General features: G+C 71.8%; 11 protein-coding genes and 1 pseudogene. 2 read left to right on the top strand and 10 right to left on the bottom strand.

The window, feature by feature from the left end:
* On the bottom strand, positions 1-234 hold a 234-nt coding region (locus tag P1P70_RS29245), incomplete at its 3' end, for a DUF2510 domain-containing protein (protein ID WP_319242958.1).
* 101 nt (positions 235-335) lie between these two features.
* Positions 336-1,735: pseudogene (locus P1P70_RS29240) on the bottom strand (anhydro-N-acetylmuramic acid kinase).
* A gap of 242 nt (positions 1,736-1,977) precedes the next feature.
* Here P1P70_RS29240 and P1P70_RS29235 point away from each other — a divergent pair.
* Positions 1,978-4,650: an ATP-binding protein gene (locus P1P70_RS29235; protein WP_319242956.1), complete on the top strand. Its 2,673-nt coding sequence runs from the start codon at positions 1,978-1,980 to the stop codon at positions 4,648-4,650.
* Between the two features lies 1 nt (position 4,651).
* Here P1P70_RS29235 and pcaD read toward each other — a convergent pair whose 3' ends face one another.
* The 7 genes from pcaD to P1P70_RS29200 form a co-directional block, all read right to left on the bottom strand.
* The gene (pcaD, locus tag P1P70_RS29230) at positions 4,652-5,785 is read right to left on the bottom strand and encodes a 3-oxoadipate enol-lactonase (RefSeq protein ID WP_319242954.1); all 1,134 of its coding nucleotides are present in this window, start codon (positions 5,783-5,785) and stop codon (positions 4,652-4,654) included.
* Positions 5,782-7,113 carry a 3-carboxy-cis,cis-muconate cycloisomerase gene (pcaB, locus tag P1P70_RS29225; RefSeq protein ID WP_319242952.1) on the bottom strand — a complete coding sequence of 444 codons (1,332 nt, stop codon included), beginning with the start codon at positions 7,111-7,113 and terminating at the stop codon, positions 5,782-5,784. The genes pcaD and pcaB overlap by 4 nt, the downstream gene beginning before the upstream one ends.
* Positions 7,110-7,715, bottom strand: a complete 606-nt coding sequence (gene pcaG, locus P1P70_RS29220) for a protocatechuate 3,4-dioxygenase subunit alpha (RefSeq protein ID WP_319242950.1) — start codon at positions 7,713-7,715, stop codon at positions 7,110-7,112. Before pcaG ends, pcaB begins: the two co-directional genes overlap by 4 nt.
* Before the next feature lie 6 nt (positions 7,716-7,721).
* Positions 7,722-8,495 (bottom strand): protocatechuate 3,4-dioxygenase subunit beta, encoded by a 774-nt coding sequence (gene pcaH / locus P1P70_RS29215; protein WP_319242948.1) that lies wholly within the window; start codon positions 8,493-8,495, stop codon positions 7,722-7,724.
* A gap of 127 nt (positions 8,496-8,622) precedes the next feature.
* On the bottom strand, positions 8,623-9,861 hold the full coding sequence (locus P1P70_RS29210) for a thiolase family protein (protein ID WP_319242945.1): 1,239 nt from the start codon (positions 9,859-9,861) through the stop codon (positions 8,623-8,625).
* Positions 9,858-10,505 (bottom strand): CoA transferase subunit B, encoded by a 648-nt coding sequence (locus tag P1P70_RS29205; RefSeq protein WP_319242943.1) that lies wholly within the window; start codon positions 10,503-10,505, stop codon positions 9,858-9,860. The genes P1P70_RS29210 and P1P70_RS29205 overlap by 4 nt, the downstream gene beginning before the upstream one ends.
* On the bottom strand, positions 10,505-11,284 hold the full coding sequence (locus P1P70_RS29200; RefSeq protein WP_319242941.1) for a CoA transferase subunit A: 780 nt from the start codon (positions 11,282-11,284) through the stop codon (positions 10,505-10,507). Before P1P70_RS29200 ends, P1P70_RS29205 begins: the two co-directional genes overlap by 1 nt.
* Positions 11,285-11,493: 209 nt before the next feature.
* On the opposite strand from P1P70_RS29200, the gene P1P70_RS29195 reads away from it, so the two are divergent.
* Positions 11,494-11,949, top strand: coding sequence for a MarR family winged helix-turn-helix transcriptional regulator (locus P1P70_RS29195; RefSeq protein ID WP_319242939.1), 456 nt, complete (start codon positions 11,494-11,496; stop codon positions 11,947-11,949).
* Positions 11,950-12,026: 77 nt separating this feature from the next.
* Here the strand turns inward: P1P70_RS29195 and P1P70_RS29190 are convergent, their stop codons facing one another.
* Positions 12,027-13,037 carry a DUF3048 domain-containing protein gene (locus tag P1P70_RS29190; RefSeq protein WP_319242937.1) on the bottom strand — a complete coding sequence of 337 codons (1,011 nt, stop codon included), beginning with the start codon at positions 13,035-13,037 and terminating at the stop codon, positions 12,027-12,029.
* Between the last annotated feature and the right edge of the window lie 119 nt (positions 13,038-13,156).

The raw sequence follows: 13,156 nt of genomic DNA, 5'->3' as shown, positions 1-13,156 counted from the left end.
TGCTGTGTCAAATTTGTTTAAGACACAGGGCACCGCGCCTTCCCGCCGGGCGCCGGGCCCCTGTGGATAGGGCCCGGCGCCCGGCGGGTAGGCCGGCGGACCGAACCCCGCGGCCGAAGCGACGGGTCGGACCTGGTCCGTCCACGCCTTGCCGTCCCACCAGCGCTCGGTGGCGGGCGCGTCACTTTTCTGCCCGGGGTCGGGGTACCAGCCGGGAGGAGTCACCTGCGTCATGGGGCAACCGTATGAGGCCGGAGTGAAAACCGGATGAGAGGGGCGGATATTCGCGCCCGCCGTGGTGGTGGCGGGGGTGTGCGGCGACCCGGCGGGCCGGCTCAGTCCGTCTCGATGACGAGCCGCATCGGCTGCCGAGGAGCGCGGGACGGAGCCGAGTGCCCCGGCGGCGACCCGTGTCCGAACTCGCTGATCCGCTCCGGGAGGGGAAGCCCCCGGCGGCCCGGTGTCACCGATCCCAGCACACTGGGGTGGCGGGCGCCCGTGCTCGACGGCGCGGTGCCCGGCAGCCCGTGGACGGTCAGGAACCCCAGCACGGCGAAGGCGTACGCCTCCTTCGCGTCCGCCGGGAGCCCCCACTCGTCCGACACCCGCAGCGGTACGTCCGCCAACTCGACGTCCAGCATCCGCATCAGCGTCGGATTGCGCGTGCCGCCTCCGGACACGACCACCTCCGTGGCCCGTACCGCGCGGGTGGCGTCGGCCACCGTCCGGGCGCTCAGCCGCGTGAGGGTGGCCACGACGTCTGCCTGGGACAGCTCGGCGAACTCGGCCAGGACGGTGGCCAGCAGTGCCTGCCGGAAGATGGCGTCCAGGCTGCTCTGGAGATAGGAGGGCAGCACGACCAGGAAGGTGTGACCGGCCGCCGCCCAGCCCATGACGCGCCCGGCGCCGAGCGCGATGGCCCGGGCGGTCTCGCGGACCGGAGGTCGCACCGGTGCCGTTCCGCCTTCGTTCTCCCGCCGGAAGGCCGGCGTCTCGTCCAGTCGCAACCGCAGCCACAGCGCGCCGATGCCGAGCGGCAGGGTCGACAGGAACGGCAGCCGCCACCCCCAGGACTCCAGCTCCCCGGGGGAGAGGACCGTGGCCGGCAGTGCCGCGATGCCCGCCCCGCCGAGCAGCCCCAGCGCCACCGTGAACGACTGCCACGCCCCGTACAGTCCCCTCCTGCCCGGCGGCGCGAACTCCGTCATCACCGACACCGCACCTCCGAACTCCCCTCCCGCCGACAGCCCTTGGATCACCCGGAGCAGCGTGAGCAGCCAGGGCGCGGCGGCGTTGATGGTGTCGTACGTGGGGAGCGCGCCGATCAGCGTCGTCGCGACCGTCATCAGGACGATCACCACCAGCACCAGCACCAGCACCAGCACCAGCACCAGCACCAGCACCAGCACCAGCACCAGCACCAGCACCAGCACCAGCACCAGCACCAGCACCAGCACCGGGCGGCGGCCGACGCGGTCACCGAGCCTGCCGAACAGGGCGGCGCCCACCGGCCGGAAGAAGAACGCCAGCGCGAACGACGCGTACGTCCGCACGAGCCCCTCGGCCTCGCCGCCGCCCTCCGGTGTGAAGAAGCGGGCGGCGATGATCGTCGCGAAGTACCCGTACACGCCGAACTCGTACCACTCGATGACCCCACGGCCCCCGCGAACAGGGCCCTGCGGGGCCGCCCGGCCCCGACGGAACGGGGTCCCCGGCCGGGGTGGGGTGCGGTCATGCCGTCTCCTTCGGGGATGGGAACGCCCACCACCGCAGAACCGGAAAATCGGGCTTCGATCACGGGAAGTTGACTGGCCATCACGTCCAACGCGCCAGGTGGGCGCGTGGATGCGTCGCCCACGGACCGCGCGGTGTCACCCGACACGGCCATAGGTGCCCGGACCGGCCTCCACTTCGGCAGCCAGGGGGCTACGCTCAATGACCTGTACGTCCTTCGGGCGACGCTGGGGAGGTAACGGGATGACGGAGGGCCGGCCCGACGAGGCCGCCTCGGCTTCCCTGTGGGAGCGCGACGCGGAAATCGCCGCCATCGCACGGGCGATCGACGAACTCCGTGTCGACAAGGCATCCCCGGGCAGTGTGCTGGTGTTCAGCGGTGAGGCGGGCATCGGCAAGACCGCCCTCCTGGCCGAGGCCCGCCGGATCGCCGAGGAGCGAGGCTGCACGGCGTGGTACGCACGCGGCGGCGAGACCGTCACGTCCGTCCCCTTCAACGTCGTACGGCAGTTGCTGCAGCCCGCGTTGATCGGCCTGTTGGAGGAGGAGATCCGCGAGTACCTGGGTGACTGGTACGACATCGCCGGACCCGCTCTGGGGCTCACGGAGCCGGGCGCGGGGACCGCCGACCCGGAGGCCGTGTGCGACGGACTGGTGGCCGCGGTGAACCGGCTCTCACGGCGTACCTGGCCCCTCGTGCTGCTCATCGACGACGCGCACTGGATCGACCAGGAGACCCTCCACTGGTTGTCCGCGGTCGTCGATCGTCTGACGGAGATGTGCGTCCTTGTCGTGGTGGCCCGTCGTCCCGGTGAGGCGACCGGGGAAGGCGCCCGCCATCTCGCGCGGATCGCCTCGAAGGCCCGTCCCATCGCGCCGCTCAGCTCGCTCACCCCCGCGGCCACCGCCGGACTCACCCGTGCCACGGTCGGTGGGCACGCCGACGACCCGTTCTGTCGCGAGGTCTGGGCAGTCACCGGCGGCAACCCGTACGAGACCGTCGAACTGCTCGCGAAGGTGCAGGACAGTTCCCTCGAACCGGTCGAGGGCTCCGCCGCCGAACTGCGCGCTCTGAACCACTCGGCACGCGGCCGGGGCCTCGTCGCCCGGCTGGAGAGCCTGGGTGTCGACGCCACCCGCTTCGCCTGGGCCGCGGCCATCCTGCACACCGGTATCTCCGTGGACATCGTCGCTCGGCTCGCCTCTCTGAGCAGGGAGACGGCGGCCGAGTGCGCCGACCTGCTGACCGAGGCACGCATTCTCACCGAACCGAGTCCGGTCAACAGCCGGGCGGAGGACGGCGATCTGGAGTTCGTGCACCCCCTGATCGCCACCGCGGTGTACAAATCGATCCCGCCCGGCATCCGCACCGCGTTCCACGGTGTGGCCGCGACGGTCGTGAGCGAGTCCGGCCGTGGAGCCGCCGCGGCTTCGCGCCACCTCGTCGAGGTGCACGCCGACGGCGACCCCGAGCTGGTCGAGCAGTTGCGCGCCGCCGCGCGCGAGCACCTCGCCGTGGGCGCCCCGGACGCGGCCCGCCGTTGTCTGGAGCGTGCGTTGAGGGAGCCGCCGGAGCCGGAGGTCCGTGCCCGCGTGCTGTACGAGCTGGGCTGTGCCACTCTGCTCACTTCGCCCGCCACCACCGTCGAGTACCTCCGCTCGGCGCTCGCCGAACCGGGTCTCGACGAGGGCGAGCGCGTGGACGCGGTCTTCCGTCTGTCCCAGGCGCTCCTCCACAACGACCAGTTGGATGAGGCCGTCCGTACGGTCGACGCCGAGGCCGCCCGTCTGGAACCGGGGCCGGCCCGGATGCGGCTGCAGGCCGCGCACTACATGTGGGAGGTCATCCACGCCGACGTGGAACTCTCACCCACCCACTCCCAGGAGCTGTCGGCCCTCGCGGCGACCTGCACGGGGAAGGACAACTCCGAGCGCGCCCTGCTCATCCTGCGTGGCTTCGAGGCGGTGGTACGGGGTGAGAACGCCGAAGAGGTCGTCGAGTTCTGCGACCGAGCACTCGTCAACGGCCGACTGGCGCCGGGTCTCGGCTGGACCGACAGCGAGTGGGACATCGAACTCCCCCTGATGCTGGCCATCGCGTACGCCTACGCGGACCGGCTCGACAGGGCGGAAAGCCTCTACACCGAGGCCCTGCGCACCTACGAGACCGCCGGGTGGAGCGGTGGTCATCTCGCTCTGGCCCACGCCTACGTCGGGCACGGTCACCGCATGCGGGGCCGCCTCAAGCAAGCGGAGGAGTCGCTGCGCAAGTCGCTGGCCTTCGCCGAGCGGGTCGGCCGCGGGCTGCCCCTGCACTGGTCGTCGACCTGCAACCTCGTCGATACGCTGCTCGCCCGCGGCCATGTGGGGGAGGCCTGGGACGTCGCGGAGGAACACGGCTTCGCGCCGCCGTATCCGTCCACCGTGGTGCTGCCCGACCCCCGTTCCGTACGGGGGCGGCTGCTGCTCGCCGTCGGCCGCACCAAGGACGGCATCAACGAGTTGGAGGCCGCGGAGAAGGCGGCCGCCTCCCGCGGGCATCACAACACGGTCATCGCCCCCTGGGGTGCGGACCTCGCCCGTGCCCTCGCCACCGAGGACCCGCGCCGCGCCGCGGAGCTCGCCCTGAACGTCCGCCGGCGTGCCGAGCGCCTCGGTACGGACACCGCCATCGGTGAGGCCCTTCGCGTGGAGGCCTACCTCGCCACCGGCAAACAGGCCGCCTCCCTGTACGCCAAGGCGGTCACCTACCTCGCGGCATCGCCCTCCGCCTATGAGCACGCGGCGGCTCGTGTGGACTACGGCATCGCGATCCGTTCGGCCTCGGAACTCAACCGGGGTCTGACCCTGGCCGAGTCCTGTGGCGCGGACGGACTGGTCAGGCGGGCGAGGGAGGCACTGGACCGGCTCGGGTAGCTCAGGCCTGCCCCTCCTCCTCCGCCAACACCCGCTGCGCCGCCGCGAACGCCGAGTTCGCTGCCGGGACGCCGCAGTAGACCGCCGATTGGAGGAGGACGGCGGCGATGTCCTCCGGGGTGAGGCCGTTGCGGCGGGCGGCGCGGATGTGCATGGACAGTTCGTCGTAGTGGCCGTGGGCGATCAGCGCGGTCAGTGTGATCATGCTGCGTTCGCGGCGGGACAGTGTCGGATCGGTCCAGATCTCGCCCCACGCGTAGCGGGAGATGAAGTCCTGGAACCGTGCCGTGAAGGGTGTCTGCCGGGACTGGGCGCGGTCCACGTGCGCATCGCCGAGCACCTGGCGCCGTACCTCCATCCCGCGCTTCGGGTATCCGTCGAAGTGCCCGCGCAGTGCCGCCAGTACGGCCTCCGGCCGCTCCGCGGGGGCGAGGTGCGACGCCCCCGGGATCTCGGTGAGCGTCGCCCCGGGCACCGCGTCCGCGATCTCCCGCAGATGCGCGGGCGGCGTCGCCGGGTCCTCGCGGCCGGCGACGAGGAGCGTGGGCACGGTGATCCCGGGCAGCTCCGCGCGGATGTCGAACGCGGCGAGCGCGTCGCAGCAGGCGGCGTACGCCTCCGGGTCGGCCCGGCGGTGGTCGTCCACCAGCTCCGGCACGGTGAAACCGGGCGTGAACCACCGCGCGTCGGCCGTCTCCGCGAGCCCGGCCAGCCCTTCCCGCCCCTCCCGGCGCACCAGCTCCGCCCGCTCCCGCCACGGCTTGGCGCCGTTGAAGTGGGCCGAGGAACAGATCACGGCCAGGGAGGAGACCCGCTCCGGGTGGTGCGCGGCCAGCCACAGCCCGACCGCGCCGCCCAGCGACACCCCTGCGTACGCGAACCGCTCCACGCCCAGCGCGTCCGCCAGGCGCAGCACCAGGGCGCCCAGGTCAGCCACCGTCGCGCCCGGCCCGATCAGCCCGGCGGAGGAGTCGCCGTGCCCCGGCAGGTCCCAGCGCACCACCCGGTGTGTGATCGACAGCTCTGGCGCCACCTTGTCCCACAGTCGGATGGAGGTACCGAGGGAGGGGCCGAGCAGCAGCGGGGAAGCGGAAGTCGGGCCCTCCGCACGGTGGTTGAGCAGCTTGTCGGTCAACGTCGCTCCAGGGAACGGTCGGTGAGGGCTCCGGCGGAGCCGGTGTAGCGGGTGGGATCCGTGAGGTCCGCGAGGTCGAGGTGCATCAACTCCGGTTCCTCGGCGAGCAGTTCAGCGAGCGGGCGCCCTTCGGTGTAGACGCGCTCGGCGGTCCGGGTCAGCAGTTCCTTGGCGCGGGCCCTGCCCAGCACCGGGGCCAGCTCGGCGGCCAGCCGCTCCGAGACGATCAACCCGTGGGTGAGGTCCAGGTGCCGGCGCATCACGTCGGTGTTCACCCGGAGCCCCCGCGTGAGCTCGACCGCGTCCCGAGCGGCACCGCCGACCAGCCGCAGCAGGTCGCGCAGCGGCTCCCACTCCGCGTGCCAAGCCCCGGCGGGCCGTTCGTCCTCGGCCGACAGCGCCCCGTACAGCGTCGCCGCCAGGTGGGGTGCCCGCCGGGCCGCCGCCGCGATCAGCGTCGACCGTACCGGGTTCGCCTTGTGCGGCATCGCCGACGAACCGCCCCCACTGCCCTCGGCGACCTCCGCGATCTCGGTACGGGCCAGGGTGAGCACGTCCACCGCGATCTTCCCCAGGGCCCCGGCGGCGAACGCCAGCGCTCCGGCCAGGTCCGCGACCGGGGTGCGCAGGGTGTGCCAGGGCAACTCGGGCGCGTGGAGGCCGAGTTCACGCGCGTAGGCGGCGCTCAGGGCAGGGGTGTCCGTCGCTCCGAAGACGGTGAACGCCGCCAAGGTGCCCGCCGCGCCCCCGAGTTGGGCCGGCAGCGACGCCCGTACGACGGCCAGCCGGTCCCGGGCGTCCAGCAGCAGGGAGCGCCAGCCGGCGGCCTTCAGGCCGAAGGTCGTCGGCACGGCGTGCTGCGTGAGGGTACGGCCCGGCATCGCCGTGTCCCGGTGCGCGGCGGCGAGCGCGGCGAGCGCGGCCTCCGTACGGCCGAGGTCGGCCAGGACCAGGTCGAGGGTGCGTGCGGCGACCAGCATCGTCGCCGTGTCCAGGATGTCCTGGCTGGTGGCGCCCCGGTGGACGTACGGACCGTACTCAGGGCCGACCGCCTCGGTGAGGTCCGCCACCAGCGGGATCACCGGGTTGCCGCCGCCGCGCGCGCGTTCCGCGAGGGACCGCACGTCCAGGGTCGTGGCGTCCGCCGCCGAGGTCACCGCGGGCCCGGCCGCGGCGGGGACGAGCCCCAGCGCGGCCTGGGCGCGGGTCAGCGCGGCCTCGGCGTCGAGCAGCGCCCGCAGATAGGCGGTGTCGTTCGTCGCGGCCGCGGCCGGGGAACCGGTCCACCCGGGGGCGAGCAGACCGGTGTCGGCGTCAGCAGAAGTCACTGGAACTCCAGGAAGACCGTTTCGCCTTCGCCCTGAAGGCGGATGTCGAAACGGTAGGTGCCGTTGCCCTGGTCCTCGGCGATCAGCGTGCCCCGGCGCGCCTCGTCCACCTGGGAGAGCAGCGGGTCGGCGGCCAGCGCGGCGTCGTCGCCCGGCAGGTAGATCCGGGTGAACAGGTGGACCAGCAGGCCCCGCGCGAAGACGCACACGCTGAGGTAGGGCGCGTTCCGCCCGCGGGCGCCCGGCCGCAGCGTGCGCGCGGTCCAGTGACCGCTCGCGTCGGTCTGGATGCGGCCCCAGCCCGTGAACTCCACGCCGTTGCGGCCCAGGAAGCCACCGCTCGCGGGGTCGCGGAGCATGGAGCCGTCGACCCGGGAGACGTTGCCGTCCGGGTCGGGACCCCACAGCTCCAGGAAGGCGTCCGGCAGCGGGTTGCCCTCGCCGTCCCGGATGTAGCCCTGGAGGGCGATGGTGTCGGGGTGGCCGAGGGGAGCGATGTCGCCGCCGCCGGGGAAGGGCAGGGCGTGGCCGTAGAAGGGGCCGACCGTGTGCGACGGGGTGGGGAGGACCGTCTCGGGGCGACTGGTGTCGATCTTTGTCATGGCAGGTCAGCGCCCTTCTTCGATCCAGGTGGCCTTCGGGCCGTCGAGCACGATGTCCCAGACGTAGCCCATCGAGAACTCCGGCACGGAAAGGCTGTGGTCGTACGTCGCCACCAGCCGCTGCCGGGCGGCGGCGTCCGTCACCGACTGGATGATCGGGTCGTACGGGAAGAGCGGGTCGCTCGGGAAGTACATCTGCGTCACGAGCCGCTGGGTGAACGCCGAGCCGAAGAGCGAGAAGTGGATGTGGGCCGGGCGCCAGGCGTTGACGTGCTGGCGCCACGGGTACGGGCCCGGTTGGATCGTCGTGAAGTGGTACCGGCCGTCGCCGTCGGTCAGCGTGCGGCCCACGCCCGTGAAGTTCGGGTCCAGGGGCGCGTCGTGCTGTTCGCGCTGGTGGGCGTAGCGGCCGGCCGAGTTGGACTGCCAGATCTCGACCAGTTGGCCGCGCAGCGGGCGTCCGTCGCGGTCGAGGAGCCGCCCGGAGACTGTGATCCGCTCACCGATGGGCTCGCCGTCGTGCTGCCGGGTCAGGTCGTTGTCGATCTCGGTGATGTCCCGCTCCCCGAAGGCGGGGGAGAACAGCTCCACCAGCTCAGGGTCCTTGGTGACGTCGATGGAGACAGGCGGCTGCTTGGGGTGCCGCAGCACCGAGGACCGGTACGGCGCGTAGTCCCGGCGGGGCTGGTGCTCGACGGGCGCGCCGTCGGCGAGCCGCTTCTCGTAGGCGGCGTGTTCGGCCGCGATCTCCCGATCGATGTCCGCTTGGGTGAGAGTCATGGAGGTTCCTGAGGTCTTGTCGGTCTCGTCGAAGTCGGGGGCCGGATCGCGCCCCGTCAGGGGCGCGGGGAACTGCGCGACCAGCCACGTACGGCCCGCAGTCCTCGAACGGCGCTACAGCGGAGCGTCAACGCTCCAGGACCAGGGCGAGCCCCTGCCCGACCCCGATGCACAGCGTGGCGACGCCGACGCCCGAGCCCCTGCGCGCCAGCTGGTGCGCGACCGTTCCGGCCAGCCGCGCACCCGACGCGCCCAGCGGGTGGCCGAGGGCGATCGCGCCGCCCTGCGGGTTGAGGATCGCCGGATCGAACTCGGGCCACTCGGCGACACAGCCGAGCACCTGCGCGGCGAACGCCTCGTTCAGCTCCAGGACCGACAGATCACCGAATCCCCTGCCCGCCTTCGCCAGCGCACGCGTCACCGCCTCGACGGGCGCCAGCCCGAAGTAGTGCGGGTCGATCGCGGAGACCCCGGACGCCGAGACCCGGGCGAGCGGCTCGCGACCGGTGGCCGCCAGCCCCTCCTCGTCCACCAGCAGCAGCGCGGCGGCCCCGTCGTTGAGCGGCGAGGCGTTGCCCGCGGTGACCGTGCCCCCGTCCGGCCGGAACGACGGCTTCAGCTTGGCCATGGCGGCCAGGGACGCGTCGGCGCGTACGCACTCGTCGGCGCCGAAGACGACCGGCTCGCCCTTGCGCTGCGGGATGGGGACGGGCGCTAGCTCCCCGTCGAACAGCCCCTCGGCCTGCGCCTCGGCCGCCTTCCGGTGGGAGGAGAGGGCGAACTCGTCCTGCTGCTCCCGGCTGATCTTGTGCTTGTCGGCGATGAGTTCGGCCGACTCGCCCAGCGGGATCGTCCACTGCGGATCCATCTTCGGGTTGACCATGCGCCAGCCCAGCGTGGTCGAGTACAGCTCGGTGGACCCGGCGGGGAAGGGCCGGTCGTTCTTCGGCAGGACGTACGGGGCGCGGGTCATGGACTCGACACCGCCGGCGACGGCGATCGGCGCGTCGCCCAGCGCGATGGCGCGGGCCGCCTGGAGCACGGCCTCCAGGCCCGAGGCGCACAGCCGGTTGACGGTCACACCCGGAACGGAGGTGGGCAGCCCGGCCAGCAGTGCGGCCATGCGGCCTACGTTGCGGTTCTCCTCGCCGGCGCCGTTGGCGTTGCCGAAGTACACGTCCTCGATCCGCGCCGGGTCCAGGTCAGGTGTACGGGCGAGCAGTTCACGGACGGCGTGCGCGGCGAGGTCGTCGGGACGCACACCCGCCAGAGCGCCGTTGTAGCGGCCGATCGGGGTACGGACCGCGTCGACGACGTAGACGTCCTTGAGGCCGCCGCGCGAACCGTTGCTGGGGCCGTTGCTCATGTCTGGCTCTCCTCGGGGATGCGCACCTTGGCTGCGGTCTTGGCGACGATCTCCTCGACGGTGACACCGGGGGCGGTCTCCACGAGCACCAGGCCCTCCCGCGTCACGTCGAGCACGCCCAGGTCGGTGATGATCCGGTCCACGCACGCCTTGCCGGTCAGCGGCAGCGCGCACTCCTCCAGGATCTTCGCCGAGCCGTCCTTGGCGGTGTGGGTCATGACGACGATGACCGTACGCGCGCCGTGGACGAGGTCCATGGCACCGCCGATCCCGGTGATCATCTTGCCGGGGATGGCCCAGTTGGCGAGGTCGCCTCGGGCGGAGACCTGCATCGCGCCGAGGACGGCGACGTCGATGTGGCCGCCGCGGATCATCGAGAAGGACAGCGCCGAGTCGAAGTAGGAGGCCCCCGGCAGGACGGTGACGGTCTCCTTGCCCGCGTTGATCAGATCGGGGTCGACCTGGTCCTCGGTCGGGTACGGGCCGGTGCCCAGGATGCCGTTCTCCGACTCCAGGATCACCTCGACGCCGTACGGGAGGTGGTTCGGGATCAGCGTCGGCAGGCCGATGCCGAGGTTCACGTACTGGCCGTCCTCGAGTTCGCGCGCGGCGCGGGCGGCCATCTGTTCGCGGGTCCAGGCCATCACTCGCTCACCGTTCCCTCTGCCGCGGCGGAGACCGTCCGCTTCTCGATCTTCTTGTCGGCCGCCTGCCCAGGGGTGAGGGTGATGACGCGCTGGACGAAGATGCCGGGCAGATGCACGGCGTCCGGGTCGATCTCGCCGGGCTCGACCAGCTCCTCGACCTCGGCGATCGTCACCTTGCCGGCCATCGCCGCGAGGGGGTTGAAGTTGCGTGCGGACTTGTTGAAGACCAGGTTGCCGTGGCGGTCGCCCTTGGCGGCCCGGACGAGCGCGTAGTCGGTGCGGATGCCGCGTTCGAGCACGTACTCGACGCCGTCGAACTCGCGGACCTCCTTGGGCGGCGAGGCCAGCGAGACGCCGCCGCTGCCGTCGTAGCGCCAGGGGAGACCGCCCTCCGCGACCTGCGTGCCGACGCCGGCCGGGGTGTAGAACGCCGGGATGCCGGCGCCGCCCGCGCGCAGCCGCTCGGCGAGCGTGCCCTGCGGGATCATCTCGACCTCCAGTTCACCGGCGAGGTACTGGCGCGCGAACTCCTTGTTCGCCCCGATGTACGAGCCGGTCACCCGGACGATCCGCCCGGCCGCGAGCAGGACCGCGAGGCCGGACTCCATGGCCCCACAGTTGTTCGAGACGACTCCGAGACCCGAGACCCCGCGCTCGTGGAGCGCCTGGATCAGTACGTTCGGCACACCGCTCAGCCCGAATCCGCCGACGGCGAGGGTCGCGCCGTCCGGCACATCGGCCACTGCCTCCAGGGCTGTGGCGACCACCTTGTCCATCCGTGAGGCCCCATCTCGTCCGCGCACCCGGTGACCATTAATCAGGGCACTGAGCATTTCGGTGAAGTTTCCTTCACGCTGCCACTCGTCGGCTCCGTCGTCAAGACCTGCGAAAAGGGTGAGATCGCAGGGTTCGCGTTATGGACACACACCGAGGGGCGGTGGGTATCGTTCAGTGCACGGACGAATTGCCGAGCCGAGGAGCGCACATGGCCGCGGTGGACCTCTCCACCCACCCCGGGCACCTGGCCCGACGGCTGCAGCAGGCCCACTACCTGCTGTGGAACGTGATGGTCTCCGAGGAGATCACCTCGCCGCAGTTCGCGGTCCTCAACACTCTCGTCGCCGAACCGGGACTCGACCAGCGCACGGTGGGGGAGCGGGTCGGGCTCGACCGGTCCACGATGTCCGAGGTCATCAGCCGGCTCGGGCGCAGGGGGCTCCTCGACAAGGTGCGCGACCCGCAGGACGGGCGACGGTTCCAGCTGCGGCTCACGGACGACGGCCTGCGGACGCACCGCAGGCTCACGGTGCGGACGGCGCGGATGAACCAGGTGTTCCTGGCCCCGTTGTCGGCGGAGGAGCAGGGCCTGTTCTTCGAGCTGATCCGGCGGGTGGCCGACGCGGCGGAGGAACTGCGCAGCCCGGCTGAGGCGCTCCGCTAGGGGGTGTTCCGAAAGTCCTGTGCCGTGGGTGCTGTGCGGGACTTTCGAAGCACCCCCTGGCTCGGCCGGGCACGCCGCTACGAGCGGTCGGCGGCGTACACCACCCATACCTGGCCCTCGGCGAAGTTCATCGGCTCGCCGTCCGTCGTCGTGAAGTCCGTGCCGTCGGCCGCGGTCTTCCGCTCCCAGCCGGCGTCGAAGACCCTGCCATCCCGCAGGACCTCCGCGCGGCCCGAGCCGACCGTCTGCGTGTACGGGGTGTTGTTGCCGAGGAAGTCGCGGAACTGTGATGCGCGGACGGTCACGTACTGGACGACCACCGTTGCCGGGGCGACGCGGACGTCGTCGGTGGTCACCGTCGCTCTGCCGTCCATCGCGACCTGCCAGCTGCGGCTGTCGTCGGACCACGTGAAGGTGAAGCGGGCCGCCGGATAGCGGACGGTGCGGGAGTCCTCGGGGGTGCCGCCCGAAGGCGCGGGGCCGTAGCGGAAGCCGGTGGTGAGGGCGTCGGCGCCCGGCGGGGAATCGATCAGTTTCCCGGGGCGCACGTACAGGTTGTGCGGGGCGGGCTTCTCGTCGCCCCGGAAGTAGGCGGCGTCGGCGTCCCCGGGGGTCTTCGCGTGCAGGGGCGCCCTGTCGATCAGCGGCAGGAGCTTGCTCTGCGCACCCGAGAAGGCCAGGGTCGGCTCGTCGAACTGGCGCAGTAGCTCCAGGTCGGTTTCGCGGGCGCTGCGCACCGGTCCGACCGCCTCCGGGAACCGGGTGGCGTACACGGCCATCAGCCGGCTGAGGCCGCCCTCGACCTGCTCGGCGTAGACGATGTCCGCGGCGTCGAGGCCGGTCTGGGGGCGGGCTGCGGAGACGTTGTCGATCTTCACGGCGAGCACGGATCCGGTCGGCGGAGCGCTGGTCCGCTCGTCCCGGCGACCGTCGCCCTGCCCCCGTTCGTCGTCGCTGTCCGTACCGGTCGAGGTGCAGCCCGCCAGCAGAGTGCCCGCGACCACGGCGGCGAGCAGTGCCCCTGTCGCCGCTCTGCGGCGGGCCCGCCGCAGAGCGGCGACAGGGGCACTGTTTTCTCTTAAACACATCCCCGACCCCACGAGACAGGCAAAAAACTTTGTTTCCCCTTTTCTGTTGAAAAAAAAAAAAAGAAGCGAAAAAACATGAGCATACTAGATAGGACAAAGAAAAGAAAGACTAAAAAGCA

The sequence above is a fragment of the Streptomyces sp. MB09-02B genome (assembly GCF_033794485.1).
In the GTDB taxonomy this organism is placed as follows: Bacteria; Actinomycetota; Actinomycetes; order Streptomycetales; family Streptomycetaceae; genus Streptomyces.
Note: the sequence above shows the minus strand (reverse complement) of the source record. Positions and strands in the feature narration are given on the sequence as shown.

Excerpts from the sequence above, each read along its gene's own strand:
- P1P70_RS29235 (WP_319242956.1), top strand. The coding sequence starts at position 1,978 with ATGACGGAGGGCCGGCCCGACGAGGCCGCCTCGGCTTCCCTGTGGGAG.
- pcaG (WP_319242950.1), bottom strand. The coding sequence starts at position 7,715 with ATGACAAAGATCGACACCAGTCGCCCCGAGACGGTCCTCCCCACCCCG.
- pcaH (WP_319242948.1), bottom strand. The coding sequence starts at position 8,495 with ATGACTCTCACCCAAGCGGACATCGATCGGGAGATCGCGGCCGAACAC.
- P1P70_RS29210 (WP_319242945.1), bottom strand. The coding sequence starts at position 9,861 with ATGAGCAACGGCCCCAGCAACGGTTCGCGCGGCGGCCTCAAGGACGTC.
- P1P70_RS29205 (WP_319242943.1), bottom strand. The coding sequence starts at position 10,505 with ATGGCCTGGACCCGCGAACAGATGGCCGCCCGCGCCGCGCGCGAACTC.
- P1P70_RS29200 (WP_319242941.1), bottom strand. The coding sequence starts at position 11,284 with ATGGACAAGGTGGTCGCCACAGCCCTGGAGGCAGTGGCCGATGTGCCG.
- P1P70_RS29195 (WP_319242939.1), top strand. The coding sequence starts at position 11,494 with ATGGCCGCGGTGGACCTCTCCACCCACCCCGGGCACCTGGCCCGACGG.
- P1P70_RS29190 (WP_319242937.1), bottom strand. The coding sequence starts at position 13,037 with ATGTGTTTAAGAGAAAACAGTGCCCCTGTCGCCGCTCTGCGGCGGGCC.